This is a genomic window from Microbacterium sp. SYP-A9085, from assembly GCF_009649635.1.
Taxonomy (GTDB): domain Bacteria; phylum Actinomycetota; class Actinomycetes; order Actinomycetales; family Microbacteriaceae; genus Microbacterium.
On the sequence record NZ_WJII01000001.1, the window covers coordinates 332,258 to 358,422 of the forward strand.

Genomic DNA, 26,165 nt, shown 5'->3' on the forward strand with positions numbered 1-26,165 from the left:
GGCGCCCTCGATGCTGCGCGTGTTCCTAGACCGGGTTCGAGCACACGCAGATTCAGTAACGATCGCCGGAATCCGACTCATGACTACACAGTATCCCCACTACTGCAACCCTGCTATCACTCTGAAGAAATAAGTGAGATAGATGTGGGTCTCAAGGGCGTGTCTGACAATTGCTTTGTCCAGGCGATGACGGCGTTGAGGGTGACCGCTGCGCGGTAGGCGATGGCGTGTTTGTCCTAGCGGGTGGCGAGTCCTCGCCATTGCTTGAGGTGACAGTACTGGCGCTCGACGACGTTGCGGTTCTTGTAGTCGGCCTTGTCGAGGCTGACTGGCCGGCCGCCGCGTGACCCGCGCCGTTTGCGGTGGCCTTTCTGATCGTCCGGTTCGGGGATCACGGCCTTGATCCCACGCGAGCGCAGGTAGGATCGGATCGCTCGGGACGAGTACGCCTTGTCGCCGCGCACCGCGTCCGGGCGAGTCCGTGGACGCCCGGTGTCGCGACCAACGCGAAGCTGCTCCATCAGCGGCAGTAACATCGGTGAGTCGCCGGCCTGCCCCGGCGTGATCAAACGTTGCCAGCGGGAGGCCGCTGCCGTCGACAAGCTGATGAATCTTCGTCGACAGGCCACCGCGAGAGCGGCCGACACCGTGATCAGGCGGCTCTTCCGTCAAATTCTTGTAACTCGATCCAGCCCCCTGTGAGGCGGGTGGTGTTCGTCGCGTGCTGATGCGCACGAGCGATGGTGGAGTCCACTGACAGCGACCAGTCCACCAGTCCCGCGGCGTCGGCCGCGGCCGTGAGCGTCGCGAAGATCTTCTCCCACGTACCGTCCGCCGCCATCCGGTAGTGCCACGTCCACACGGTCTGCCAAGGCCCGAAGACCTCCGGCAGATCCCGCCACGCAATCCCGGTCCGGTACCGATACACGATGCCCTCGACCATCAACCGGGCATCCGAGAACGGCCTGCCCTTACGACCCGTCGGACGCGGCAACATCTCCTCGATCAACGACCACTGAGCATCCGAGAGCACCTGAAACCGAGACATACTCACAGCCTCTCAGCAAGCCTCGACTTAGTTGTCAGACACGCCCTAGCCCCGCGCTCAGTGCATCCGGATCGTGTCCACCGCGTGGATGCGGTCGCGCATGAACCGGTTGGCGTGAGCGGCGAGGTCCGCCGAATCCTGCCAGAGGTTGCGCCACACTCCGAGCGTGTTCGACAGTGAGGCGCTCACGACCGCGCTCGAGAAGGACTCGAACACGACCGGTCCGTCGTAGCCGATGCGAGCTAATGCACGGAAGAACGGCTCGAAGTCGACGCTTCCGGTGCCGAGGTAGCCGCGGTGGCTCTCGCCGATGTGGACATACCGCAGCCGATCGGCGGCGTCCAGCACCGGGTCGAACATGCTCGATTCCTCGATGTTCATGTGGTACGTGTCCAGGTGCACGTGCACGTTGTCGCTGGGGACGTCCCCGAGGAACGCGAGCGCCGCGCGTGCGGTGTTCAGAAGATTCGTCTCGTAGCGGTTCACGACCTCGAGCGACAGCTCGACGCCGGCATCCCGCCCGTATGCCCCCAGCCGGCCGAGCGCCTGCGCAGACTGCGCGCGACCGCGCTCCGTGGCCGGCTGCTGGTACTTCTGCATGGCGGAGTAGAGGACGCCGCACAGCGCCGACCCGCCCGCCTCGGCGACGACGTCGATGGCGCGTGTGAGCAGATCCTCGCCCCGCCGTGCGACGACCGCGTCGTCGCTGGTCAGGTCGTGCTCTGCGTCAAGCCCCAGCGACGCCGACACCGCCAGGTCGTGGTCCGCGGCGATCCGCTTCACGACCGCACCGTCGAAGGCGTACGGATCCATGAGCGGAAGCTCGAGCAGGTCGAAGCCCGCCTCGTGCGCGCCGGAGCACGCCGTCCGCAAGCCCTGCTCGTCGAACTCGCCCGTGAAGACGAGCCCATGAACGCCGATCTGCATATCGATTCCTCCGTCTCGTGCCGGTACGTCTCGCGGCGATCACTTCGCCTGGGAAGCCGCGCTGTCTGCCATCTCCGCGACACCGCCGGCGCCGCCGGCAGACGTCGACTGGCGTGCTCGGGCGCGGCGGGATCGGGAGTTCGTCACGTCCACCAGGGAGGCGCCGAGCAGCACGACCGCCAGGGCGAGGAACTGCAGCTGCGACCCGGCGTTGCCGGGAACGACGATGAGGATCGACGCATTCATCCACACGATCAGAAGCGCCGCCAGGAGCACCCCTCCGATGCGTCCCACGCCGCCGGTGATGGCGACGCCGCCGAGGACGGCGATGGTGATCGCGGGAAGGGCCATGCCCGGCCCGCTGGTCCCGGCGTCGGGCCGCGCGGACGCGAACTGCGCGACCGTGTAGATCGCCACCAGCGCGCTGATGACACCGGAGACCACGAACGCGAGAAGCTGACTGCGCCGCGTGTTGATGCCGGCCCAGCTCGCGGCGGTCGAGTTCGTGCCGATCGCGTAGAGCTGTCGCCCGTACGTGGTGCGGTTCAGCACGAGCCAGGCGATCACCGCCACGGGCAGCAGGAACGTGAACACACCGAGCGGGACCAGCGGCACATACGCGCCGATCAGAGGCAGCTCGACGGACTGCGCGGCGCCGTACAGCTCCTGGATCCGCGGCCCCGAGATCGGCGACGCGTTCGTGATCACGAGCGCAATGGATGCGTACGCGTAATAGGTGGCGAGCGTGGTGATCAGCGCGGGATAGCGGAAGTACGCGGTCAGGAACCCGTTGATCCAGCCGAGCAGCGCTCCGACCAGAAGCGCGACGACAGCGGCGGCCGCGAAGTCCCACTTCTGGGTGCCGTAGAGGATGCCGAACACCATGCCGACCAGCGAGACCATCGAGCCGACGGACAGGTCGATGCTGCCGTCCCCGGTCGTGATCACGAACAATTCCGCGATCGCCAGCAGCGCGAGCGGGACGATGTTGATCAGGGATGCCGCGAAGTAGTCGGTCGTCAGCGGCGCTGTCGTCACCCCGGCGACGTCCAGGACCACCATCACGACGATCAGCACCGCCAGCAGGACGACGATCACCGCCCGGCGATCGAGAAGGCCACCGCCGTCGATCCATGCGCGGATCCGCGGCCATGCCCCCGACGGGCGCTGCTCCGGCAATGATGTGCTCATGACATCCTCCCCGAGCGTCGGCGCGCGCGTTCTCGAAGGATGTCGGCGCCCACCGCGATGATGATGAAGACGCCGACGAAAAGCCGCGACAGCTGCGACGGCCAGCCCAGCTGGATGACGCCCACCGACACCGTCTGCACCAGCAGGGCGCCCAGCAGCGTCCCCACGACGGACCCGCGGCCGCCCATGATCGACGTGCCGCCGATCACGACGGCGGCGATGACCTCCAGTTCCTTGCCGTTGCCGACGGACTGATCCAGCGAGGATGTGCCCGACGCGAGCATGACGCACGCCGCGACGCCCACCATCACGCCGGTGATGACGTACACCCAGACCAGGCGCGGCCGCACCGCGATCCCGGTCAGGCGCGCGGCCTCCGCATTCCCGCCGATCGCGAACAGGTTGCGACCGGCCCTCGTGTACCGCAGGAACCACCATGCGGCGGCGACCAGGGCCACCACTATCGCGAATGCGTTCGGCACGCCGAGCGTGGTGCCCGCCGCGCCCTTGCCGAATACGTCGAACGTCGAGGGGATGCCGTTGACCGTCGACGAGTTGAACGTGCGGTAGCCGATGTACAGGAACAGATTCCACGTCCCGAACGTGATGATGATCGGATGCACGCGGGCGTACGCCACGAGGAAGCCGTTCACGCTGCCGAGGATTCCGCCGATCACGACGGAGACGAGGAGGGCGACGATGAGCGGGATCTCCACCGAGACGAGCAGCCGCGCGGTGACGACCGCGCACACCATCGCCATCCCGGCAACGGAGACATCGATGCCCCCCGTGATGATCACGAACGTCATCCCGATGCCGATGAGCGCGACCGGTGCGACGTTGACCAGCAGCGGACCGACAGAGGCGGGTGAGAGGAACGAAGGCGTGAAGATCCCGAGCAGCACCCACAGCACGGCGATGACGCCGACCAGGACCACCTCCTGGCCGGTGACCGCGGGGGGGAGGATGCGTCGCAGCGAGACCGTCGCGGGCGCGGAATCGGTCCGGGATGTCATGCTGCCCCCTCCTCGTCGTCACGGTGGCCGGCCGCCACGGCGAGCACCTCGGCCTGCGTCGCCGTCGGCGCGAGCTGCGCGGCGACCTTCCCGGAGCGGAACACGATGATCCGATCCGAGATGCGCAGCACCTCGGTGAGGTCGGTCGTGATCACGAGCACGGCGGTGCCGGCATCGGCGAGGTCCGAGATGATCTGGTGGATCTCCTCCTTCGCGCCGACATCCACCCCCTGTGTGGGCTCGGCGAGCACGAGCAGGCCCGGCCGCTCGACCAGCTGGCGGGCCAGCACGACCTTCTGCGCGTTGCCGCCGGACATAGCGCTCACCGGCTGACGCATGCTGGGCGTCTTCACCGCGAGCCGTGTGATGAGCCGGTTCGCGGTCTCCCGCTCGCTGCGCTGGCTCACCCAGCCGGGCAGCCGAGACAGGAGTCGGAGAGACCCGATGGTGATGTTGAAGGCGATCGACTGGAACGAGAAAATGCCCTGGCTCGACCGGTTCGCCGGGAGCATCCGCACGCCGCGCGACTTCGCGCGCATCGGGGAGCGCAGAGGTCGGCCGTCGCCGGCGACCCGGATGACGCCCGAGGTCGGTCGCCGCATGCCGTACACGACGTCGCCGACGTCGGCGGCGCCGGCCCCCACGAGCCCGTACAGTCCGACGATCTCGCCGCGGCGCACGTCGAACGTGACATCTGCGAAGGCGCCGTCGAGCGTGAGCCCCTCGAGCTCGAGCATCGCATCGCCGGACGTGGTGGTCGTACGCACCCCCTCGGTCAGCGCGCCTCCGACCATGCGCTCGGCGATCTCGCGGACGCTCAGCGTCCCGATCGGATCGGACGAGACCGTCTGACCGTCGCGCATGACGGTCACCTCGTCCGCTATCTGGAACAGCTCATCGAGGCGGTGGGAGATGTAGATGATCGACACGCCCTCGCCCGCGAGCCGCCGGACCACCGTGAAGAGGACGTCGATCTCGCTCTGGGTGAGGATCGCGCTGGGCTCGTCCAGGATGAGGATGCGGGCGTCCTCGAGCAGGGCCTTCGCGATCGACACCTGCTGCTGCTGCGCGATCGACAGATACCGCACCGGAAGCGCGGCCACCCGCCGGTCCAGGCCGACGAGGTCGAGCAGGTTGAACATCCGCGGTGCCTGCGCGCGCCAGTCGATGACCGGGCCGCGCGTGATCTCCCGCCCGACGAAGAAGTTCTCCGCGACCGACAGGTCCTGGAACAGGTGCGGCTCCTGGTACACGGTCTGGATGCCGAGTGCAATCGCATCGGCCGTCGACGCTATCCGGACCTCTTCCCCGTCGATGGCGATGCTGCCCGTGTCGGCGTGCTCGGCACCCGCGAGGATCTTGATCAAGGTCGACTTTCCCGCGCCGTTCTCGCCGACCAGGGCCATCACGGTCCCGGGGCCGATCTCGAGGTCTGCGTGTCGTATCGCATGTACGCCGCCGTAGCGTTTCGAGATGTCCCGCATCTGTAAGCGCTGTGAAGTCATCGGCCGCCACCCGCCTTGATCATGCCGCCTGGGCACCGCGTGCACACGCGATGCCCAGGCTGCGGATTCAGTAGTTGTAGTTGCCGGCGTTGTCCTTGGTGATCACCAGGGGCGGCCCCAGCAGGAGCACCTTCGACGAGGCGTCGTACGTCGCGTCCGGGGCTCCCGGCACGTCGGGCTTGGCCGGGATCTCAGCACCCTTGGCCAGCTGCACGCCGGCCCACCCGGTCAGGTAGCCGAGGGCCTCGACGTCCCACAGCACGGATGCGCTGGATGCTCCGGAATCCAGGTACGGCTTCATCGCCTGAGGCGTTCCCAGGCCCACCGTGAACACCTTGCCGATCTTGCCGGCATCCTTCACCGCCTGCGCGACGCCCGGCGCGCTGGACGTGCACTCGCCGACGAGACCGGTCAGATTGGGATGCGCGTTCATCAGGTCGGTGGCCATCTGCGTGGCCTTGGCCTGGTCCTCACCGGCATACACGATGTCGACGATCTTCGCGTTCGGGTACTTCTCGGCCGTGTACTTCTTCTGCACGGCGATCCACGAGTTCAGGTTCTCGGCGGTCTCACCGCACGAGACGATGGCGTACTCGCCCTTGTCTCCCATGGCCTTCATGAGCTGATCCGTGAGGGTCTGTCCGAGGCCCTCTGCGGTGGCCTGATTGACGAACAGCTCGCGCGCGGAATCGGGCGCATCCGTGTCGGCGGTGGCGATGTGGATGCCGGCGTCCTGCGCCTGCTTGAGCACCGGCGCCATCGAGTTCGGGTCGTTCGGCGCCACGAACAGGACACCGACCTTCTGCTGGATGAACGAGCGGACGATGTCGGCCTGGGCGGCGGCATCCGCCGACGTCGGCCCCTGGTACAGCCAGGTGAAGCCGAGGTCCTTGGCAGCCTTCTGGCCGCCGGTGTTCATCGCCTCGAAGTAGGGAATGCCCTGCAGCTTCGGGACGAACGCGACCGAAACCTCGCCGCCGCCGTTGCCGGTGCTGGCGGAAGCACCGGGATTGTCACCGCTGCTTCGCTGCGTGCACCCCGTCAGCGTCATGGCCACGACCGCTGCGGCCGCGGCCATGACGGAGATCGTCTTCACGATTTTCACATCAACCTCCTTGTCGTCGTGCACCGTCGCTCACCATGGGCTGGTCTTCGGCCGGCCGGTCCGCGCGGCATATCCGCGGCGAATCAGCGTCGATACGTCGTCATACTAACGACGGGTTCCGGCGAGCCCAGCATGGATCCGCGTCACAGCATTGTAACGATTCAATTCACCGTTTCACCCGGAGGTCGTCTGCCGCTTCACCAGTTCCGGCCGGAACCGCACGTGCTCCTCGTGTCGTGGATCGCCGGACTGGATTGCCCGCAGCAGCAGCTCGACCGCCGTCCGGCCGATCAACTGCGCCGGCTGACGAATCGATGTCAGGGGAACGACGGTGGCCGCGGCGAAGTCGATGTCGTCGTAGCCGATCAGCGCAATGTCGTCCGGAACCTTGAGTGGTCCCATGATCGTCAGCGCCTGCAACAGCCCGACGGCCAGCAGATCGTTCGCCGCGAAGATGGCATCGGGGCGTTCGCCCGGCGCGCGCGCGAGGATGCGCTCGCCCGCCTCCCGGCCGTGCAGCACAGTCAGCGCCGGCATCTCGATGACCTCGAGCGTGGCATCGCCGACCCCGGAGACCGCGGCGCGGGCCCCCTGCAGGCGGTACGCCACCTGCGGGATGGCGAGGGGGCCCCCGATGAAGCACAGCCGCCGGCGCCCGGTCTGCAGCAGGTGGGCGGCGGCCAGTGAGCCGCCTTCGACGTCGTCGACGGACACCGAGCTGTAGGGGCCGTGCGGAAGCTCGGCGTCTACCAGCACGACCGGAACACCGGCATCCTGCAGCCGGCGCAGGCGGCGGTCATCCGCGGCCGCGGGCGTGATCAGGACGCCGTTGACGCGCTGCTCGCGGAAAAGATCGAGGTAGCGGCCTTCGCGTCGCGCGTCTTCGTCGCTGTTGCCGAGCAGCAGCGACAGCTCCTCGGCCGCCGCCCGCTCCTCGGCCCCGCGGGCGACGTCCGCGAAGAACGGGTTGGCGGCGTCGAGCACGACCATCCCAATCGTGCGACTGCGCCCGGCGCGCAGCTGCCGCGCGGCATCGTTGCGCACGAAGCCCAGGCGGTCGATGGCCGCCTGCACCCGGGCCACCGTCGACGGCGCCACCTTCTCGGGGCGGTTCAAGACATTCGACACGGTCCCCACCGACACCCCCGCCGCATCCGCGACATCCCGTACGCTTACCGCCATGTCTTCCTCTCGTTGACGCCAGCGTATCGACGCCCTTATAGTTTGAAACGATTCATCGCCGTCCGCCATCGACCCGTGCACGAGGAAGTGAGATGACGCGCATCTGCTTCGAGCTGCAGGTCCGCCCCGAGCTCGTCGGGGAGTACATCGTCCGGCACCGTTCGGTGTGGCCGGAGATGCTCGCCGAGATCGCCGCCGCGGGCCGGCGCAACTACTCGCTGTTCCTCGGCGACGGCGGCCGGCTGATCGGCTACTACGAGACCGATGACGACGCGGCCGCTCGGGCATATCTTGCGGCATCCCCCGTCGCTGCCCGGTGGGAGGCCGAGATGGGCCGCTTCTTCGCCGGCCTGGACGGCCGCGCCGACGAGGCAGCATCGCTTCCCGAGGTCTTCCACCTCGCGGGCCGACACGTGACATCCCACACCGACACCGACACCGACACCGCAGAAGGCTCCGCATCATGACCACGCTTACTCCCGACACCCTCGCCGCGCTCCAGCAGCAGGCGATCGAACTGCCCAGCTGGGCGTTCGGCAACTCCGGGACGCGGTTCAGGGTCTTCGGCACGCCGGGCACGCCGCGCGACCCGTTCGAGAAGATCGCGGACGCCGCTCAGGTCCACAAGCACACGGGCCTGGCTCCCACGGTCGCCCTGCATATCCCGTGGGACGTCGTCGACGACTTCGCCGCACTGCGCCGCCACGCCGAGGACCTCGGGGTGGCGCTCGGGACGGTCAACTCCAACACGTTCCAGGACGAGGACTACAAGTTCGGCGCCCTCACGCACGAGGATGACACGATCCGCCGGAAGGCGATTGACCACCACCTCGCGTGCATCGACGTGATGGATGCCACCGGCTCGCGTGATCTGAAGATCTGGCTCGCCGAGGGGTCGAACTACCCGGGACAGAACGACATGCGGGCGCGGCAGGAGCGCCTGCACGACTCCCTCTCGACGATCTACGCGCGGCTGGGTGAGAACCAGCGCCTCGTCCTGGAGTACAAGTTCTTCGAGCCGTCGTTCTACCACACCGACGTCCCGGACTGGGGCACCTCGTACGTGCAGGTCGCCGCGCTCGGCGAGCGCGCGATGGTGTGCCTGGACACCGGCCACCACGCCCCGGGCACGAACATCGAGTTCATCGTCATGCAGCTGCTGCGGCTCGGCAAGCTCGGGTCGTTCGACTTCAACTCGCGCTTCTACGCCGATGACGACCTCATCGTGGGCGCCGCCGATCCGTTCCAGCTGTTCCGGATCCTGGTCGAGGTCGTCCGCGGCGGCGGACTGAACAGCCCCGACGTGGCGTTCATGCTCGATCAGTGCCACAACATCGAGAAGAAGATCCCCGGGCAGATCCGTTCGGTGCTGAACGTCCAGGAGATGACGGCCCGGGCGCTGCTGCTCGACCGGGCGGCGCTGACCCGCGCGCAGACCGAGAACGACGTGCTCACGGCGAACGCGATCATGATGGACGCGTTCTACACCGACGTGCGCCCGGCGCTGGCGCAGTGGCGCGAGTCGCGCGGACTGCCGGCCGACCCGATGGCCGCCTACGCGGCGTCCGGATACCAGGAGAAGATCGAGGCCGACCGCGTCGGCGGCGTGCAGGCCGGATGGGGCGCCTGAGCGGCATCCGAGACTCTGGAGAACACCATGACCAACCCCACCGTTGATGACCTCATCGCCCGCAGCAACCGTCTGGGCGCCGATCCGAAGAACACGAACTACGCCGGCGGTAACACGTCCGTCAAGGGCACCGAGACCGACCCGGTCACCGGAAAGCCGGTCGAACTGCTGTGGGTGAAGGGGTCGGGCGGCGACCTCGGCACGCTGACGCCCCAAGGGCTGGCGGTGCTGCGGCTGGACCGGATGCGCGCCCTCGTGAACGTGTACCCGGGCGTCGACCGCGAGGACGAAATGGTCGCCGCGTTCGACTACTGCCTGCACGGAAGGGGCGGGGCTGCGCCGTCCATCGACACCGCGATGCACGGGCTCGTGGATGCCGCACACGTCGACCACCTGCATCCGGACGCCGGCATCGCCATCGCCACGGCCGCCGACGGCGAGCGCCTCACGCCGGAGATCTTCGGCGACAGGGTCGTGTGGGTGCCGTGGCGCCGGCCGGGATTCCAGCTGGGCCTGGACATCGCCGCCATCAAGGAGAGCAACCCGCAGGCCGTGGGCTGCATCCTCGGCGGGCACGGCATCACCGCGTGGGGGGACAGTTCCGACGAGGCCGAAGCGAACTCGCTGTGGATCATCGCCACCGCGCAGGCCTACATCGACGAGCACGGCGCCGCCGATCCCTTCGGCCCGATCCGGCCCGGGTTCGAGGCCCTCCGCGCGCCGGCGCGGCGCGCGAAGGCGGCCGCGCTGGCCGCCACGATCCGCGGCCTCGCGTCCACCGACAAGCGGATGGTCGGCCACTTCACCGACGACCCGGTCGTGCTGGATTTCCTCGCCGCAGCGAAGGCCCCTGCCCTGGCGGCGCTCGGCACCAGCTGCCCCGATCACTTCCTGCGCACCAAGGTCATGCCGATGCTGCTGGACCTGCCCGCGGACGCGACCGTCGAGGCATCCATCACCCGGCTGCGCGAGCTGCACGGGACGTACCGCGCCGATTACGCCGCGTATTACGAGCGACACGCCGACGCCGACTCGCCCGCGATGCGCGGCGCCGACCCGCTGATAGTGCTGGTGCCGGGGGTGGGCATGTTCAGCTATGGCGCGAACAAGCAGACCGCGCGCGTGGCCGGCGAGTTCTATGTCAACGCCATCAACGTGATGCGCGGCGCCGAGGCGCTGTCCACGTACGCACCGATCCCCGAGGCGGAGAAGTTCCGCATCGAGTACTGGGCGCTCGAAGAGGCGAAGCTGCGCAGGATGCCGCAGCCGAAGACCCACCAGGGGCGCATAGCGTTCGTCACCGGGGCCGCCTCCGGCATCGGCAAGGCCATCGCGACGCGCCTGGCCGCCGAGGGCGCCTGCGTCGTGGTCGCCGATCTGGACCTCGCAAAGGCGCAGGACGTCGCCGCCGGTCTCGGGTCGACGGATGTCGCTATCGGCGTCGCCGCGAACGTCGCCGACGCCGGCGGCGTGCAGGCGGCGATCGACGCCACCGTGCTCGCGTTCGGCGGCATCGACCTGGTCGTCAACAACGCGGGATTGTCGCTGTCCAAGCCGCTGCTGGAGACCACCGAGAAGGACTGGGATCTTCAGCACGATGTCATGGCGAAGGGCTCGTTCCTGGTCTCGAAGGCGGCCGCGAAGCCGCTGATCGAACAGGGCATGGGCGGCGACATCGTCTACATCTCGTCGAAGAACAGCGTGTTCGCGGGTCCCGCGAACATCGCCTACTCCGCCACGAAGGCCGACCAGGCGCACCAGGTGCGGCTGCTCGCGGTCGAGCTCGGCGAGCACGGCGTGCGCGTGAACGGCATCAACCCGGACGGGGTGGTGCGCGGGTCGGGCATCTTCGCCGGCGGGTGGGGGGCGCAGCGCGCCGCGACGTACGGGGTCAAGGAGGAGGACCTCGGTCAGTTCTACGCGAACCGGACGATCCTCAAGCGCGAGGTGGTGCCGGAGAACGTCGCGGACGCCGTCTATGTGCTGACCGGACCGGAGCTCAGCCGCACGACCGGCCTGCACATCCCCGTGGATTCGGGTGTCGCGGCGGCATTCCTGCGATGAGTCCCGGGGAGGTCGCCGCTATCGACCTGGGCGCCACCAGCGGCCGGGTGATCGTGGGCCGGGTCGGGACCGACACCCTCGACGCCACGACGACAGCACGCTTCCCGAACGCTCCGGTGCGGGCGGGCGACGGGCTGCACACCGACATCCTGTCCCTGTACGGCGCGGCGCAGGACGGGCTGCGCACAGCGCTGCGCGACCACCCCGGCATCGTGAGCATCGGCGTGGACTCCTGGGCCGTGGACTACGCCCTGTTGCGCGGCGGGCGTATGCTCGGCTCCCCGTTCCACTATCGCGACGAGCGCACCGCGCGCGGCGTCGCGGCGGTCCATGCCCGGATGCCGCACCCGGCCCTCTTCGCCCGCAACGGCCTGCAGTTCCTGCCGTTCACCACGCTGTACCAGTTCGCCGGCGAAGACCCTGACGTGCTCGCTTTCGCGGACACCGCGCTGCTCATCCCGGACCTCGTCGGCTACTGGCTCACGGGACGCGCCGTTGCGGAGCGCACGAACGCGTCGACCACCGGCCTGCTGCGCGGCGGCGCCTGGGACGACGAGCTCATCCGGGCACTGGGCTTCCCCCGCGGCATCCTCCCCGAGCTCGTCTCGCCCGGGGATCGGATCGGGATGCTGCGCCCCGACGTGACGGCGTCCCTGGGCGCGGGTCCCCGGTTGGCCGTGACGGCGGTGGGGTCCCACGACACGGCGTCCGCCGTAGTGGCGGTGCCGATGCGCGCGGGCGAGGCCGCCTACATATCATGCGGGACGTGGGGGCTGGTCGGGGTGGAGGTAGAGCGGCCCGTGCTCACCGACGCTGTGCTCGCCGCGAACTTCACTAACGAGGGCGGCGTCGACGGACGGGTCCGCCTGCTGCACAACGTGATGGGGATGTGGGTGCTCAACGAGAGCGTGCGGGTGTGGGAGCGGGACGGCGAGCGCGTGGATCTGCCGTCGCTGCTGCGCGCCGCCGCGGCCGTCGACGCGGCGACGGTGCCCGTCTTCGGTGTGGACGACCCGCGCTTCCTGCCGCCCGGCGACATGCCCGCGCGCATCGACGCGTGGTGCGCGGAGCACGGTGTCCAGGCCCCGCACACGCGCGCCGAGTACGCGCGGTCGATCATCGAGTCGCTCGCGCAGGCCTTCACGGATGCCGTGGCCACGGCATCCCGTGTCTCCGGCGTCGCGGTGCGCACCATCCACATCGTGGGCGGCGGGGCGCACAATGACCTGCTCTGCCAGCGCACGGCCGACCGCTCCGGGCTGCCCGTGCAGGCCGGTCCGATCGAGGCGACCGCGCTCGGCAACATCCTGGTCCAGGGGCGCGCGACCGGGCTCGTGACGGGAACGCTCGAGGCGCTGCGCGACCTTGTGGCCCGCACCCATCCGCCGCGGCGGTTCCACCCGCGCTAGAACGCGACCGGCTCCAGGCGCACCAGGCGCGGCCGGCCGTCGAGCAGGCCCGCCAGGCCCGGCACCGCGCCGGCCGGGGACATCCGGAAGTCGCGGTACGCCTGCTCGGCGTCCCACGAGGACCACTCCTCGTACAGCAGCCACAGCGTCGGGTCGTCCCGATCGACGAGCCAGTCCAGGCGCAGGCACCCCTCGAACGCGCGCGACGTGTCGAGCATCGCGGCGAACACCGGCTTCGCCTCGTCGTGCCGATCGGCGCGAATCCGGAACTCCACGATGGCCCTGTGCGTCATCCCCATCCCTCCGTCGGTCATCAGCCAAGCACGCCGGCGCGCCCGCGGCGCGCGGATCTCTCACAGGGTGGAACACGCGGGATCACGCGTCGGCGCCCGTTTCCGGCATCCGCTGCGCCGATCGATGGCGCGGATGCCGCGAACTGGCGCAGTCACGGGATCGATGCGCGCGCACAGCGAACCCACACACCGCGCGCGCCCGCGCGGACGTAGGCTCGCACCGTGAACGGGTCGATACGATGGCGCGCGGCGCTGGCCGGGATCGCCGCGGTCGTGCTGGGAGTCGGCGCCGGGGAGCTCGTGGCCGCGTTCGCCGCCGCGGCCGGACCCGTCACGGCGATCGGCGGCGCGCTCATCGACCTCGCGCCGGGATGGGCGAAGGAGACGGCGATAGCCCTGTTCGGCCGGTCCGACAAGGCCGCCCTGATCACCGGGATCCTCGTGGTCCTCGTCGCCGTCGCGGCGGGGCTCGGCATCCTCGAACGCCGATACCGGCGCATGGGCGCCCTGCTGTGCGCGGCGCTCGGGATCGTCGGCATGGTCGCGGCGACCACGCGGGCGGATGCCGGCGCCCTCGCGCTGCTTCCCTCCGCCGTCGCAGGTGCCGCGGCGGCGTTGACGATCGGCCCGCTCGTGACGCTCGCGGGCCCGACGAGCACCACCCCGACGCGGACCACCCCGACGAGCATCACCCCGGTGAGCGACGACCGCGTCGCCGATCCCGGCCGCCGCCGGTTCTTCGCGTGGACCGGCGCGGCCGTCCTGATCGGCGCCGCGGCGGCCCTGGGCGGCACGCTCCTACAGGGCGGGGCGCGCGCGGCCGAGGCGGTGCGGCGCTCCCTGCACCTGCCCGTGCCCGCGCGCACGGCGCCCCCGATCCCCGCGGGAGCGGATCTGCGCATCACGGGACTTGCGCCCCTGATCACCCCGAACGACCGGTTCTACCGCATCGACACCGCACTGCTGGTCCCGCAGGTCGACCCCACCACGTGGGCGCTGCGCATCCACGGCATGGTCGACCGCGAGGTGACGCTGACCTGGGACCGGCTGCTCGCGCTGCCCCTCCAGGAGAGCTACACGACCCTCACCTGCGTCTCCAACGAGGTGGGCGGCGACCTCATCGGCAACGCCAAGTGGCTGGGCTATCCGATCCGGCACCTGCTCGCGCGGGCCGGCCCCCACCCGGATGCCGACATGGTGCTCTCGCGCTCGGCCGACGGGTTCACGGCATCCACTCCCCTGCCGGTGCTCACCGACGAGCGGGATGCGATCCTCGCGGTGGGGATGAACGGCGCTCCTCTGCCGGCCGAGCACGGGTTCCCGGTGCGGATGGTGGTCCCCGGGCTGTACGGCTACGTGTCGGCGACGAAATGGGTCGTCGACCTCGAGGTCACCCGGTTCGACCGCGCCACCGGGTACTGGACGACGCAGGGCTGGGCGCCGCGCGGACCGGTCAAGCTCCAGTCGCGCATCGACGTGCCCTCTGCGGGCCGCACCGTCGCCGCTGGCGACACCGTGATCGCCGGCGTGGCCTGGCAGCAGCACGTCGGGGTGTCCCGCGTCGAGGTGTCCGTGGACGACGGGCCGTGGCAGGACGCGCAGCTCGCGCCGGCGATCTCGGTGGACACATGGGTGCAGTGGCACCTGCCGTGGCGGGCCACCGGCGGCGACCACGTCATCCGATGCCGTGCCACGAGCCGGGCCGGTCAGGTGCAGACCTCGCGGGAGGCGCCGCCCGCGCCGGACGGCGCCACCGGGTGGCCGCAGGTCTCCGTCCACGTGGCATGAGAACGGCGCCGTCCTCCCGAAGGAGGACGGCGCCGTTTCCGATCGGTTTCAGTGCTCGGCGGGCAGGATGACGCGTTCCACGGTGACCGCGGTGCTCTCCAGCGCCGACGCCATGATGGCCTGCATCACGGGCGGCGGGACCAGACAGTCCGCGCACGCTCCCTCGGTCGCGTCGATCTTCACGACGATCGCGTCAGGCCCGGAGGGCTCCCATCCCAGGACGTAGCCGTCCGCGCGCATCATCGTGCGGAAGTCTGCGAGCGCCGCGTCGATGGCCGCGGCGTCCGCCGTCCCGGTCATGCTGTCCCGCCGATCTTCGCGGTCGAGTACGGGATGGCCCGCGGCGGGTTGAGCGTGAACACCTCGACCACGGACGACACACCCGCGTTGTTGGCGCCGGCGACCATGACCTGCACGGACGTCGGGTGGCTCATCAGGTGCACGGTGTCCGGGGTGGCCGACCCGGCGGCCGAGTCGGGCATCGAGTCCGGGTGGTCGGAGGGCAGACGCCAGCGGGTCTTGTGCGAGACAGCGTCCTTGCCGGATGCGGCCAGCTCAGCCCGCGTGCGCACGACCCGCTCGAACACGGCGTTGCGCACGTCGTCCTTGCTCCACCCGGCGTCCGCGAACAGGTCCGCGTGCTCGGGCACGAGCACCAGCAGCGCGCTCGTGTACTCGTGGATCAGGCCCCCGGTACGACGGATGCTGTCGGCGAAGTCCTCGATCAGCTGCTCCGGCACCATCGTGTGACGGGCCTCGATGTGCATGACCGACCGGATCACGTACGCGGTGACCACGTTGTCGGACGCCTCGAAGCCGTTGTCCACATGGAACGGCGGCCACGGGCTCTGCTCCTCGTTCTCGCCGATGCACGCGGAGTACTTCGCGGGGGTGCCCTGCGTGGCCTGGTCGAGGGCGTGCGGGTGCAGCCCGAACACGTTGATGCAGCCGAGCCGGATGGCGCGTCCGATCGTCGCGTTCGCACGGAAGCCGGAGCCGTAGATGTTGCCCTGGCTGTTCAGCTCGATCTGGTTGCGGATCGGCCCGTTCACGACGAGGAACGGGGCCGTCCCGGTCGTGGACTGCCAGATGCCGCGGTGCGGGTGCGGCTCCTTCGCGATGGCCTCCCACGCGGCGACGACCACGGGGAAGTACTCCGGCTTGCAGCCGGCCATCGCGGCGTTGATGGCCGCCAGGCGCACCGTCATCGAACGGTTCAGGTGCGGGATGTGGAACAGCACATCCTCCGGGTCGCGCTCGGTCGCGGCAAGGAACGCCGCCAGCGACGACTCGGTCACGGGGACGACGGGAAGCCCATCGGTCCAGCCGCGGTCGTAATAGGACTCCATCGCCTCGGCGACGACGTCGGCATCCACCGACAGGTCACGGGTCAAGGTCGCAGCATCCATCTCAGCCCTCCACTCCCAGAATGCGCAGCACGTCGGGCAGCGCCGTCATGGCGCGCTCGCGGACTTCGTCGGCGTCCAGGCTCGCGAACGGGTGCTGGACGGCGTAGAAGTCGAAGCCGGGGAAGCCCTGCACCTGCGCCATCGCACGGCCGGACGCGTAGAACGAGTCCGACGTGATGGCGACGGTCGGGATGCCGGCGCGCTCGAACTGGATGCCGTCGGCCACCGTCGCGGCGCTGCACGACCCGCAGTCGCCCACGCCGGTGATCAGGACATCCACCTCGGCCACGATCTTGTCACGCAGCTCGGGCTTGGCCGGAGTGCCGAAGTAGTCCTTCGTGTACAGCCGGGAGCCGGCCGCCCCGTACGTGCGCTGCAGCTCGTCGCCGATGGCCTGCAGCAGGTCGGTCGTGTTGGGCTTCGTGTTGTCCAGCAGCCCCACCGTCAGTCCCCGCAGGGACGCGGTACGCCTCGACAGCGTCGCGTCAGCGGAGTCCTCGGACATGCCCGTGGGATCCAGTACCAATTCTCGTACCATCGAAAGACCTCCTCGTCTCAAAGTCATTTGTGCCCTCTCAGACTGGCAGTGGGACCCGTTCGGCACACCCGGATTTTCGGCGTGCGAAAGACGGCGGGGATCCCGGGCGTGTCAGGAGGCGGCCGGGTCGGCCTGCGCGGCGCGCGCGACGATGGTGACGGTGCCGGCGTCTCCGTCCACCCGCACGATGTCGCCGGTGCGGATGGTGTGCACGGGGTCGGGCGAGGCGGCGATCACGGTCGGCACACGGGTGACGATGGCGCCGAGGGCGGCCTTCGTGGTCATCACGCTGATCACCATCGCGGCGGGCGCCGTGCCCATCAGTCGGGTGGCCTGGAAGTGGCCGGACCAGCCGGACGAGCCCTTCGCGCTCGGGAACACGAGCACCTTGCCGGTGAAGCACTGCCCCACCAGCTGATGCCGGCGCTCGACGATGGTGCCGTTGGAGGAGTCGATGCCGCCCCAGCCGGAGATGCCCTCGTCCGTCACGAGGGCTTCGGCCTCGACGACGCCCGGCACGATGCCGCGGCCGTGCATCACGGCGCTCATGCCGCCGCCAGCTCGCCGCGCCAGCGACCGGTCACCGCGGCCGAGATGCACTCGTCGAGGGTGCCGAACCAGGCCTCGATGCCGAGGATCGCCGGCAGGTAGTGCGCCTGTTTGGCGGAGTCCGTCGCGAACACCCGCGTGCCCGCCGGGGCCGTGCGCGACATCGCCGGGCACGAGTCGGTGAGCAGGTGCCCGCCGGCCTTCTCGATCACCTCGGTGTACCCGTTGCGGTCGGCGACCGAGCGCAACGCGCGCGGCGTCATGATCCACAGTTCGGTGCCGCTGTTGAGCTTCTTGCCGTCCAGGAGCCGGGCGATGTCGGCCAGTTGCGTGAGCGACGCGTGCGGGCACCCGAGCAGGATGAAGTCGACGTCGTCGGACGTGCCCTGCGAGTTCAGCTCCTCGTACACCCGCCGGCGCTCGGCGGGCCCGTACGTGATCGCCTCGGGAATCCGCGCACCGCCGAACGCGGCCTCCAGGGTCGGCGCCTCCGGGGTGAGGCCGGGGATGTGGTAGATCTCGACGCCGCCGGAGGTGGCGGTCGCCGCGCCGAAGTGCTTGAGCTCGTCGATGATCGGCTGGCCGAGCGACCCGACGACGGCCGGGCGCTCCTCCTGCACAGCTTCGCCGACGAAGTAGCCGAGCATGCCCCAGTCCTGCATGGACTGGATGGGTGTCTCCGCGCGCACCAGCCGGTTCGCGTACCGGTTCTCGGGGACGTGGTTGCCCCAGTAGGGGATCTTCCCGGTGAGGCTGGCGGCGCCGGTGGATGCCGCGCCCTCGCAGTTCGTGCGCGCACCGAGCACGGAGTTGCAGTAGACGACCGCGGAGGACTCCATCCACGCGCAGTGCTCGCCGCGCACCGGCAGGTTGCCCACCTGGTACGGCGTGCAGGTGGCCAGCACGTTCACGCCGCGCTCGCTGAAGAACGACTCGGCGTCGCCCTGCAGCTCGATGTTCTTCGTGGGGTAGGCCGACAGCGTCGCGATCTCTTCGCCGAAGCCGTGCTGCAGCTGGCAGGTGGGGACCTTCATCCGCGGGATCTCGATGTCGTCGTCGCAGTCGAGGTTGATCACGGCGTAGGACTTGGCCCAGCCGCCTTCCGCGAACAGCTTCGCCTTCGCCGGGGAGGGCTGCGTCATGGTGCCCGCGACGTTGCGCGTCTCGCACAGCCGTTCCGCGCCGAGCGCCTCGCCGTAGCGAATCAGGAGGTCCATCGCGGCGGCGACGGCATCGCCCTCGTCGCCGGCGTGCATGCTCTTCTCTTCATCGGTCAGGAACATCTGTGCACTCACCCTTGCGCGTCACGCCGCCCACGGCTCGTGGAAGGACGCGTCCACGATAAAGCCTCCCATCGCGCGGCCCGCGCGCGCGATGGCTTTTCATTCCACGGAAACTCAGCGGGTCGAGAACGGGTCCTGCGGGCGGCCGGTGGATTTCAGCAGCAGCGAGATCCGCCGTGCCGTGACCCGGACGAGGTCCACCTGGGTGAGCGGATTGACATCCCGGTCCGTGAAGGCGACCGACAGCGCGGCCACGACGGCGCCGCTCTGTCCGTAGATCGGCGCGGCGACGCTGCAGTGCAGCTCGTCGACGTGCCGGTCGCAGATGGCGTAGCCGACGTGGCGGACCCGCTCGATGACGCCCTCGATGTCGGCGCGCGTGGTCAGGCTCCGACTCGTGAAGCGCTCGAACGGGCCCTTGAGGACCTCTTCGCGCACCTTGAACGGCGCGTACGCCAGCAGCACGTGGCCGATCGCGGTGGCGTGCATCGGGTAGCGTCCGCCGACGATGGGCCGGGGCACGGGACGTCGCCCACCGTGGAACCGCTCGACGGAGACCAGCTCGAGCCCGTCCCGGATCGCGAGATGCGTGGCGTGGCCGGTGGCCTCGAACAGGTCCTGCATGAACGAGCGCGCCACGCGCTGCAGCCGCGACGGCTGCGGCGCGAGGGCGGCGACCTCCCAGAGGCGCAGGCCTATGTAGTAGCGCCCGTCCTCGCCCTTCTCCAGCGCCCCCCACTCGGTGAGGCGCTGCACGATGCGGTAGCACGTCGCGATCGGCAGCCCCGTGGACCGGCTGATCTCCGACAGCGTCTGCCGGCGCTGCCGGTTCTGGAACGTCCCGAGGATCAGCAGCGTCCGATCCACCATGGACTTGGGAAGACCGCGTTCTTCCGTCGAATCGTCCGCGCGGTCGTCGGCGACCTCGCTCATGAACATATTCTATTCGCCACCCTTCGCCTCCTCCCCCCGTATGACGAAGGGAGCGAGCTCATACGATCTCGCTGACCAGATCCTCGCTGGACGTGTCCTCGGTCAGCACGTAGCGCTGCGCCATCAGCCACGACGGGAAAGTCGCGACCTTCGCGTCGATGACCAGGGGCCGGTCGCGAGGGCCGTCGATCCAGCTCTGCACCGCCGCGACATCGTCCATGCTGCGCACCGTGATGCCCTCGGCGCCGAACCCGCGGGCTATCCGCGCGATGTCGGTGTCCGGGAAGCGGACGATGTCCAGGTCGTCGGTGTACGGCTGGAACAGGTTCACCTCGGCCCCGTAGGCCGAGTCGTTGTAGACGATGACGACCATGCCCAGGCGCTCGCGCACGGCGGTGTCCAGCTCTGCCAGCGACATCATGAACGCGCCGTCGCCGGTGCCGACCACCGCCATCCGGTCGGGCTGGGCGATGCCGGCGCCGATGCCGGCGGCAAGCCCCATCCCGATCGCCTGGAACGCCAGCGGGAAGCAGAAGCCCCGCTCGTCGGGCACCCGCAGGTGCGCCGCGGGGTAGCAGTTCACGTTCCCGCCGTCGGGGATCACGACCCGCTCCAGCGGCAGCATCTCGTCCAGAAGATTCGTCAGCGACCGCGGATCCACGCAGCCGGTCTCGCGGAGCGCCTCGAACGGCTGGTCGCGCCAGTACCGCGCCGCCGCGACCCGGCGACGCACGTCGGGGGTGCGGTATCCGCGGGCGGGGCCCCGCTTCTCGAGTGCCTCGGCGGCCTGCGCGGCCACGATGGCGGCATCCCCGATCACGGCGAGGTCCACGGGGCGGTGCTTGCCGATCGCCGCCGAGCGGTCGTCGACGTGCACGACGGTCGCCGCGCGCACCAGCGCGCCGTCGCGGGCGGTCCACTTGTTCAGCGACGCCCCGAAGCCGACGATCACGTCGGCGGTGGCGATGAGCTCGGCGGCACCCTCGGTCGAGAAGCCGCCCATGATGTCCAGCGCCCAGTCCTGGTCGGCGAACAGCCCGCGGGCACCCGCCGAGGTGACCAGGAGCGCGCCGACGGTCTCCGCGAGCCGCACCAGCTCGTCCTTCGCGTGCACGGCGCCGCGGCCGCCCACGATGACGGGCCGGCGAGCGCCGTCGAGCACGCGCACGAGCTCGGCGAGCGCGTGCGGCGCGGGGCCGGAGCGCAGCGGCTGCGGGCGCTCGAGCGTCGACTCGTCGAACTCGACGAAGTGGTCCTGGATGTCGACGGGCACCGAGAGCACGACGGTCTCCCGCTCGGTCACCGCGCGGGCCAGCGCGCGGGCCGCGTCGGCCACCGCCGTCTCCGGCGAGTACACCCGCATCGGGGTCGCGCCCATCGCGGCCACCGCGGCGTCCTGGTCGACCTGGAAGTTGGAGTTCTCATCGCCGGCTGCCGTGTCGCCGGTGATCACGAGGATCGGCGTGTGGCACTTGGCGGCCTCCGCAATGCCGGTCAGCGCGTTGCTGAGCCCGCATCCCTGGTGCAGGGACACGGCGGACACGCGGCCCGACGTGCGGGTGAAGGCATCGGCCATCACGGTCGCGCCCATTTCGTGACGGGATGCCGTGAACGGCACCCCCGCGTCGATCATGGCGTTCGTCAGGTGGAAATTCCCGCTGCCGACCACGCCGAACACGTGGCCCACCCCCAACGCGGCCAAGGCCCGGCCGATCGCCACGGATACCGGCATCATGCTCATCGTGCGCTCCTCCACAACTCCCGTGTCGCGGTTCCGGCAACGCTACTGACAGCGTCACCGGGCCCGCATGTCTTTTTCGCTCACCGGAAGAATCCGCGTCCGCACCGTCCGATCAAGCGTGCGCGTCCTGCTGCAGTTCGTCGGCGACCTCGGCGCGCAGCCGCGCCATGTCGACCTTGCCGCTGACCCCGCGGGGGATGCTCGCGCGGAACACCACGGCCCGCGGCTTCTTGTACGCCGCTATCCGCTCGCCGACGTAACCGGCGAGGTCTGCCTGGGTGGCCTCCTGCCCGTCGCGGAGCACGACGAGGGCGGCGACGATCTCACCGAACCGCTCGTCGGGCACTCCCACCACTATCGCGTCCTGGACCGCGGGGTGCGAGAGCAGCGCATCCTCCACCTCGTCGGGATACACCTTCTCGCCGCCGGTGTTGATGACCGCGCTGCCGCGGCCGAGGAATTCGACGTGCCGGTCGTCCTCGACGATGACCCAGTCGCCCGGCATCACGTAGCGCACGCCGCCGATCGTGGGGAACGCCGCCGCGGTCTTCTCCTCGTCCCGGAAGTACCCGAGCGGGATGGCCCCGGCGCGGGCGAGCATGCCGCGGGTGCCGGGCTCGTCGGCGACGGGCCTGCCGGTCTCGTCGATCACGACGGCGTCCGGGTAGAGCCGTGCGCGTCCGGGCACCTCGTCGGCGCTGCGGGTGACGGTCACGGCGAATCCGCCCCCCTCGGAAGACGCGATGATGTCCTGGATCACGAGGTCACCCAGGCGGTGCAGCCGCCGCTTCGTGGGGGCGCTGAAGCGCATCCCGGAGCTGACCACGCTGGTCAGCAGCGGCAGCGCCGCGTTCATCCGCTCGGCGGCGTCCACGAGCGGGATCGCCACCGCGTCGCCGGCGACGACGATCTGCGTGGCGTCCTCACGGATCGCCAGTCGGACCGCGGCCTCCGGGTCGAACCGCGGCGACGACGTGATGAGCACGAGCCCGCCCACGGCGAGGGCGTTGATCGCCAGCGACAGGGCGGTGCCGTGCATGAACGGCGCCAGCGGCAGATTCACCAGCTGGGTGCGCTGATACCGCACCGCCGCGGCGACGGCCTCATCGACGTCCGCGGGCTGCTCGAGCCCGTTCATGTCGTAGATGCTGAACAGCTTCGAGCGGAACATGTCCACGACGCGCCAGCGCACGGCCTTGGGGCGACCGGTCGTCCCGCCGGTGTAGATCCACATCTCGCCGTCGGCGGGCGCGCGCTCGGGCATCGTCCCATCACCCGCGACGGCATCGTCCCACCCGACCGCCGCGGGTGAGGCGACGCCCTCGTCGGCGACCTCGATGAGGGCCGTGGCGCTGTGCGCAATCTCCACGGCGTCGTCGACGAGGGGCCGGAACGACCGTGTGTACACGAGCGCCCGCGGCTCGGAGTCCATCAGCAGCCCGGCCAGCTCGATGCTGCGGTAGCGGAAGTTCATCGGCACCGGCGTGAACCCGTACGCGAGGCACGCGAACATCGTGACGAGGAACTCGGGCCGGTTGTACAGCACGATGCCGACCCGGTCCCCCGGTCGCAGCCCCTGCTCGGTCAGGTACGCGCCGAGCCCGCGCGCTTCGCGCGCGAACCGGCCGTACGTCCAGCGGTGGCCCGACGGGGTCGCCAGCGCCTCCCGGTCGGGGGCGACGCGGGCGATCCCCTGCCAGACGTCCGAGAAGCCGCCGTCGAACACCGGTCTCATGCTTCCTGCAACGCGTACACCGACTCGTGCCACGGGATGAACAGGCGCTTGGACTCGTTGACGATGACGTACAGGATCAGGCCGATCAACGACAGCAGCAGGATCAGCGCGAACGTCCTGGCCGCGTTCAGCGAGCTCATCGCGCTGACCACCATGGCGCCGAGGCCGGAGCTGCCGCCGAGGAACTCCCCGACGATGGCGCCGGTGGTGGCGAGCACGATGGCGACCTCCATGCCGGCGAAGAGGTACGGCAGGACGCTGCGCAGCTCGAGCTGACCGAAGGTCTGCATCCGCGTCGCGTTCAGGCTCTGCATGAGCTCGCGCTGGCCGAGGGCGACGGACCTCACTCCCAGCAGCGCGTTCAGCATCACCGGGAAGAACGCGAGGATCGCGGCCAGCACGACCTTCGAGGTCATCCCGAACCCGAACCAGATCACGAACAGGGGGATGAAGGCGACCTTCGGGGCGACCTGCGCGATGATGATCAGCGGTCGCATGCTGGTCTCCAGCCACGCTACCTTGCCGAGCACGATACCCACGGCCAGGCCCGAGACCACGCCGATCACGAAGCCCATCAGGACCTCGCTGACGGTGATCAGGGTCTGCGCCCAGGTGTTCGGTTCGGTCAGCAGTACGCCGAACTCCTTCCCGAGTGCGATCGGGCTCGGCATGATGAACGGGTTCACGTCCATCAGCGTGACCCAGGCCTGCCAGACGATAAGGATGACGATGATGGTCGCCGGGGCGACGATCCACGGAAGTGCTTTTGTGCGGTTCATCTGTCTGCTTCTCTCATCCGTCCTGGTCCAGCGCTGTGCGCAGGTCCCGCACTATCTCGTTGAATTCCTGCCCGGTCTGCACGATCACCTCGCGCGGCTTCGGGATGTCCACCGACACTGTCTGGTGGACCCGTCCCGGGCGAGGGGTCATGTGCACGATGCGGTCGCCGAGGAACACGGCCTCCGGGATGTCGTGCGTGACGAAGACGACGGTCGACTCGGTCTCGCCGACGATGCGCTGCAGCTCGAGGTTCATGCGCTCGCGGGTGAGGGCGTCCAGCGCCCCGAACGGCTCGTCCATGAGCAGGAGGTCGGGCTCGGTGCTGAGCGCCCGCGCGATCGCCACGCGCTGGCGCATGCCGCCGGAGAGCTGACGCGGGTAGGAGTGCTCGAACCCGGCCAGGCCCACCAGGCCCGCCAGGGTCGTCGCCCGTTCGCGGCGCTCGGCCTTCGACACGCCGCGCAGCTTCAGCGGCAGCGCGATGTTGTCGATCACGGTGAACCACGGCAGCAGGTTGCTGTCCTGGAACACGAAGCCCAGCCGGGCGATGGCGGCGCTGTCTACGCGACCGTTGCGCCACAGCTCCTTGCCGTCGACGTGCACGGTGCCGCTGGTGGGGGCAAGCAGGCCCCCGATCATGCGCAGCAGCGTGGTCTTGCCGCAGCCGGAGCGGCCTACGAGCGTGACGAATTCGCCGCGCTGGATGTCCAGGCTCACGTTCTGGACGGCGTTGGTCACGCCCTTGCTGGTGCGGAAGTCCTTGCAGAGATTCTCGATTTTGACGCGAACGGTGGGGGTGCTGTTCGCTATCGGGGCTGAGGCATCCACGATGTCCCCTTGGATCTGGTTCATGCTCACTGTCCTTCTGGTGTTCGTTGCCGGCACCGCGCCCCGGGGGTCCCGAGGCGCGGTGCCGGCACCCGACTCAGTTGGCGGGGATGAAATCGTTCGTCAGCCAGGTCATGGGGTCGTTCTTCCCCGTGACAAGACCGCTGGACGTGTACAGCTGGTACGCCTTCTTCCAGGTGTCATCGGCGTTCGTGAGGATCTCGCCGCTCGAGTTGACCCATCCGTGGGCGATGTACTCGTCCAGGACGCTCGGCGCGATCGGCTTGTCACCCTCGATGGACGGGAACGACCACTTCTTCTTCATGATGTCGAGGACGTTCTTGTAGCCGTTCTTCGCATCGTCGCGAACGAACGCGATGGCGTCGTGCACCGCCGCCATCACACGCTTGAGCTCATCGGCCTTGGTCTTGTCCTTGATGGAGTCGTCCATGGCGATCCACACCTGCATGTCGGGCGCGCTCAGCAGGTCGGTGCCGCCGATGACGGCGTCCTTGTTCTGCTCCTTGATCGCGGCCGCGGTGTCCATGCTCACGATGTAGCCGTCGAGCTTGCCCTGGCGGACGAGTTCCAGCGTCGCGGCGCTGACCGGGACGACCTCGCGCTTGACGGACTCGCGGGGGATGCCCGCGCTGTCCAGCGTCAGATCGAGCGTGCGCTCGCTGGTGCCGCCGGTCGAGCCCATGCCGATCGTGGCGCCCTTGAGGTCCGCGGCGGTGCGCAGCGGCTTCTTGTCCACCGACACCAGGCGCAGCGTGGTGCCGTACGACATCGTGCCGATGCCCTTGACCTTCTGGCCCTGGTCCATCGCCGGCTGGATGTCGATGCTGCTCACCCGGGTGGTGAGCGCGGCGCCGCCGAGCACGGACTGCACCGCGGCGGGGGCGCCCTGCACCGGCTGGACGGTGACGTCCAGGCCGTGCTTCTCGAAGAAGCCTCCGGCGGAGGCGACCATCTCGGGCGTGAACGTCAGCGACTCCAGCGGGAGGAACGTCGTGATGGTCACCGCCTTCAGCGGCTCGTTCGCGGAGCCGGTCTTCCCACCGTCTCCGCCGGTGTTGCCGCCGGCGGCGCATCCGGTGAGCGCGAGCGCTCCGGCCGCGGCGATCACCGCGATCCGACGGGCGATGCGTGTGCGCCGTGGCTGCCACGGTGTCGAATTCTCTGGCCTCATTGCTCGCTCCTTTGCGGTC

23 protein-coding genes and 1 pseudogene are annotated in these 26,165 nt (G+C 69.5%); 5 read left to right on the forward strand and 19 right to left on the reverse strand.

Annotated elements, in window-relative coordinates; genetic code table 11:
* Positions 1–116: 116 nt before the first annotated feature.
* The 7 genes and pseudogenes from GH740_RS01650 to GH740_RS01680 all read right to left on the reverse strand — a co-directional run bounded on the left by GH740_RS01650 (position 117) and on the right by GH740_RS01680 (position 7,974).
* A pseudogene (locus GH740_RS01650) lies at positions 117–1,048 on the reverse strand (IS5 family transposase).
* Positions 1,049–1,105: 57 nt separating this feature from the next.
* Positions 1,106–1,975 carry a sugar phosphate isomerase/epimerase gene (locus tag GH740_RS01655; protein WP_153744351.1) on the reverse strand — a complete coding sequence of 290 codons (870 nt, stop codon included), beginning with the start codon at positions 1,973–1,975 and terminating at the stop codon, positions 1,106–1,108.
* A 39-nt stretch (positions 1,976–2,014) separates the two neighbouring features.
* A complete protein-coding gene (locus GH740_RS01660; RefSeq protein ID WP_153744352.1) occupies positions 2,015–3,166 on the reverse strand; it encodes an ABC transporter permease in 1,152 nt (383 codons plus the stop codon).
* Positions 3,163–4,182 (reverse strand): ABC transporter permease, encoded by a 1,020-nt coding sequence (locus GH740_RS01665; RefSeq protein WP_153744353.1) that lies wholly within the window; start codon positions 4,180–4,182, stop codon positions 3,163–3,165. The genes GH740_RS01660 and GH740_RS01665 overlap by 4 nt, the downstream gene beginning before the upstream one ends.
* On the reverse strand, positions 4,179–5,666 hold the full coding sequence (locus tag GH740_RS01670; protein ID WP_216644883.1) for a sugar ABC transporter ATP-binding protein: 1,488 nt from the start codon (positions 5,664–5,666) through the stop codon (positions 4,179–4,181). The genes GH740_RS01665 and GH740_RS01670 overlap by 4 nt, the downstream gene beginning before the upstream one ends.
* A gap of 88 nt (positions 5,667–5,754) precedes the next feature.
* Positions 5,755–6,792: an autoinducer 2 ABC transporter substrate-binding protein gene (locus GH740_RS01675; protein ID WP_216644884.1), complete on the reverse strand. Its 1,038-nt coding sequence runs from the start codon at positions 6,790–6,792 to the stop codon at positions 5,755–5,757.
* Positions 6,793–6,966: 174 nt separating this feature from the next.
* Entirely contained in the window at positions 6,967–7,974 is a 1,008-nt protein-coding gene (locus GH740_RS01680; RefSeq protein WP_153744910.1) for a LacI family DNA-binding transcriptional regulator, read from the reverse strand.
* A gap of 92 nt (positions 7,975–8,066) precedes the next feature.
* Here GH740_RS01680 and GH740_RS01685 point away from each other — a divergent pair, with 92 nt between their 5' ends.
* The 4 genes from GH740_RS01685 to GH740_RS01700 are packed head-to-tail and all read left to right on the forward strand — an operon-like array spanning position 8,067 to position 13,077.
* Positions 8,067–8,441, forward strand: a complete 375-nt coding sequence (locus GH740_RS01685) for an L-rhamnose mutarotase (RefSeq protein WP_153744355.1) — start codon at positions 8,067–8,069, stop codon at positions 8,439–8,441.
* Positions 8,438–9,604, forward strand: a complete 1,167-nt coding sequence (gene rhaI, locus GH740_RS01690) for an L-rhamnose isomerase (protein WP_153744356.1) — start codon at positions 8,438–8,440, stop codon at positions 9,602–9,604. Before GH740_RS01685 ends, rhaI begins: the two co-directional genes overlap by 4 nt.
* A 27-nt stretch (positions 9,605–9,631) precedes the next feature.
* Positions 9,632–11,668: a bifunctional aldolase/short-chain dehydrogenase gene (locus tag GH740_RS01695; RefSeq protein WP_153744357.1), complete on the forward strand. Its 2,037-nt coding sequence runs from the start codon at positions 9,632–9,634 to the stop codon at positions 11,666–11,668.
* Positions 11,665–13,077 (forward strand): rhamnulokinase family protein, encoded by a 1,413-nt coding sequence (locus tag GH740_RS01700; RefSeq protein WP_153744358.1) that lies wholly within the window; start codon positions 11,665–11,667, stop codon positions 13,075–13,077. Before GH740_RS01695 ends, GH740_RS01700 begins: the two co-directional genes overlap by 4 nt.
* Here GH740_RS01700 and GH740_RS01705 read toward each other — a convergent pair.
* Entirely contained in the window at positions 13,074–13,370 is a 297-nt protein-coding gene (locus tag GH740_RS01705; RefSeq protein ID WP_172978248.1) for a putative quinol monooxygenase, read from the reverse strand. The genes GH740_RS01700 and GH740_RS01705 overlap by 4 nt on opposite strands.
* A 222-nt stretch (positions 13,371–13,592) precedes the next feature.
* Between GH740_RS01705 and GH740_RS01710 the strand changes: the two genes are divergently transcribed.
* Positions 13,593–15,158 carry a molybdopterin-dependent oxidoreductase gene (locus GH740_RS01710; protein ID WP_367640289.1) on the forward strand — a complete coding sequence of 522 codons (1,566 nt, stop codon included), beginning with the start codon at positions 13,593–13,595 and terminating at the stop codon, positions 15,156–15,158.
* 48 nt (positions 15,159–15,206) lie between these two features.
* Here GH740_RS01710 and GH740_RS01715 read toward each other — a convergent pair whose 3' ends face one another.
* From GH740_RS01715 to GH740_RS01765, 11 genes are all read right to left on the reverse strand, one after another.
* Positions 15,207–15,458 carry a hypothetical protein gene (locus GH740_RS01715; RefSeq protein ID WP_153744360.1) on the reverse strand — a complete coding sequence of 84 codons (252 nt, stop codon included), beginning with the start codon at positions 15,456–15,458 and terminating at the stop codon, positions 15,207–15,209.
* Positions 15,455–16,552, reverse strand: coding sequence for a hypothetical protein (locus tag GH740_RS01720; RefSeq protein WP_153744361.1), 1,098 nt, complete (start codon positions 16,550–16,552; stop codon positions 15,455–15,457). The genes GH740_RS01715 and GH740_RS01720 overlap by 4 nt, the downstream gene beginning before the upstream one ends.
* Positions 16,553–16,568: 16 nt before the next feature.
* Positions 16,569–17,072, reverse strand: a complete 504-nt coding sequence (locus GH740_RS01725; protein WP_153744362.1) for a UGSC family (seleno)protein — start codon at positions 17,070–17,072, stop codon at positions 16,569–16,571.
* A gap of 144 nt (positions 17,073–17,216) precedes the next feature.
* On the reverse strand, positions 17,217–17,654 hold the full coding sequence (locus tag GH740_RS01730; RefSeq protein ID WP_153744363.1) for a DUF126 domain-containing protein: 438 nt from the start codon (positions 17,652–17,654) through the stop codon (positions 17,217–17,219).
* On the reverse strand, positions 17,651–18,949 hold the full coding sequence (locus tag GH740_RS01735; protein ID WP_216644885.1) for an aconitase X catalytic domain-containing protein: 1,299 nt from the start codon (positions 18,947–18,949) through the stop codon (positions 17,651–17,653). Before GH740_RS01735 ends, GH740_RS01730 begins: the two co-directional genes overlap by 4 nt.
* Positions 18,950–19,051: 102 nt before the next feature.
* Positions 19,052–19,870: an IclR family transcriptional regulator gene (locus tag GH740_RS01740; protein ID WP_172978249.1), complete on the reverse strand. Its 819-nt coding sequence runs from the start codon at positions 19,868–19,870 to the stop codon at positions 19,052–19,054.
* 58 nt (positions 19,871–19,928) lie between these two features.
* Positions 19,929–21,611 carry a thiamine pyrophosphate-binding protein gene (locus tag GH740_RS01745; protein WP_367640293.1) on the reverse strand — a complete coding sequence of 561 codons (1,683 nt, stop codon included), beginning with the start codon at positions 21,609–21,611 and terminating at the stop codon, positions 19,929–19,931.
* Between the two features lie 112 nt (positions 21,612–21,723).
* On the reverse strand, positions 21,724–23,346 hold the full coding sequence (locus tag GH740_RS01750; protein ID WP_153744366.1) for an AMP-binding protein: 1,623 nt from the start codon (positions 23,344–23,346) through the stop codon (positions 21,724–21,726).
* Positions 23,343–24,125 carry an ABC transporter permease gene (locus GH740_RS01755; protein ID WP_153744367.1) on the reverse strand — a complete coding sequence of 261 codons (783 nt, stop codon included), beginning with the start codon at positions 24,123–24,125 and terminating at the stop codon, positions 23,343–23,345. Before GH740_RS01755 ends, GH740_RS01750 begins: the two co-directional genes overlap by 4 nt.
* A 13-nt stretch (positions 24,126–24,138) precedes the next feature.
* On the reverse strand, positions 24,139–24,978 hold the full coding sequence (locus tag GH740_RS01760; protein ID WP_153744368.1) for an ABC transporter ATP-binding protein: 840 nt from the start codon (positions 24,976–24,978) through the stop codon (positions 24,139–24,141).
* Between the two features lie 73 nt (positions 24,979–25,051).
* Entirely contained in the window at positions 25,052–26,146 is a 1,095-nt protein-coding gene (locus GH740_RS01765; protein WP_153744369.1) for an ABC transporter substrate-binding protein, read from the reverse strand.
* Between the last annotated feature and the right edge of the window lie 19 nt (positions 26,147–26,165).

Excerpts from the sequence above, each read along its gene's own strand:
- GH740_RS01740 (WP_172978249.1), bottom strand. The coding sequence starts at position 19,870 with ATGAGCGAGGTCGCCGACGACCGCGCGGACGATTCGACGGAAGAACGC.
- GH740_RS01700 (WP_153744358.1), top strand. The coding sequence starts at position 11,665 with ATGAGTCCCGGGGAGGTCGCCGCTATCGACCTGGGCGCCACCAGCGGC.
- GH740_RS01705 (WP_172978248.1), bottom strand. The coding sequence starts at position 13,370 with ATGACGCACAGGGCCATCGTGGAGTTCCGGATTCGCGCCGATCGGCAC.
- GH740_RS01665 (WP_153744353.1), bottom strand. The coding sequence starts at position 4,182 with ATGACATCCCGGACCGATTCCGCGCCCGCGACGGTCTCGCTGCGACGC.
- GH740_RS01680 (WP_153744910.1), bottom strand. The coding sequence starts at position 7,974 with ATGGCGGTAAGCGTACGGGATGTCGCGGATGCGGCGGGGGTGTCGGTG.
- GH740_RS01730 (WP_153744363.1), bottom strand. The coding sequence starts at position 17,654 with ATGAGCGCCGTGATGCACGGCCGCGGCATCGTGCCGGGCGTCGTCGAG.
- GH740_RS01765 (WP_153744369.1), bottom strand. The coding sequence starts at position 26,146 with ATGAGGCCAGAGAATTCGACACCGTGGCAGCCACGGCGCACACGCATC.
- GH740_RS01745 (WP_367640293.1), bottom strand. The coding sequence starts at position 21,611 with ATGAGCATGATGCCGGTATCCGTGGCGATCGGCCGGGCCTTGGCCGCG.
- GH740_RS01725 (WP_153744362.1), bottom strand. The coding sequence starts at position 17,072 with ATGTCCGAGGACTCCGCTGACGCGACGCTGTCGAGGCGTACCGCGTCC.
- GH740_RS01655 (WP_153744351.1), bottom strand. The coding sequence starts at position 1,975 with ATGCAGATCGGCGTTCATGGGCTCGTCTTCACGGGCGAGTTCGACGAG.
- rhaI (WP_153744356.1), top strand. The coding sequence starts at position 8,438 with ATGACCACGCTTACTCCCGACACCCTCGCCGCGCTCCAGCAGCAGGCG.
- GH740_RS01670 (WP_216644883.1), bottom strand. The coding sequence starts at position 5,666 with ATGCGGGACATCTCGAAACGCTACGGCGGCGTACATGCGATACGACAC.
- GH740_RS01715 (WP_153744360.1), bottom strand. The coding sequence starts at position 15,458 with ATGACCGGGACGGCGGACGCCGCGGCCATCGACGCGGCGCTCGCAGAC.
- GH740_RS01755 (WP_153744367.1), bottom strand. The coding sequence starts at position 24,125 with ATGAACCGCACAAAAGCACTTCCGTGGATCGTCGCCCCGGCGACCATC.
- GH740_RS01660 (WP_153744352.1), bottom strand. The coding sequence starts at position 3,166 with ATGAGCACATCATTGCCGGAGCAGCGCCCGTCGGGGGCATGGCCGCGG.
- GH740_RS01695 (WP_153744357.1), top strand. The coding sequence starts at position 9,632 with ATGACCAACCCCACCGTTGATGACCTCATCGCCCGCAGCAACCGTCTG.
- GH740_RS01760 (WP_153744368.1), bottom strand. The coding sequence starts at position 24,978 with ATGAACCAGATCCAAGGGGACATCGTGGATGCCTCAGCCCCGATAGCG.
- GH740_RS01750 (WP_153744366.1), bottom strand. The coding sequence starts at position 23,346 with ATGAGACCGGTGTTCGACGGCGGCTTCTCGGACGTCTGGCAGGGGATC.
- GH740_RS01685 (WP_153744355.1), top strand. The coding sequence starts at position 8,067 with ATGACGCGCATCTGCTTCGAGCTGCAGGTCCGCCCCGAGCTCGTCGGG.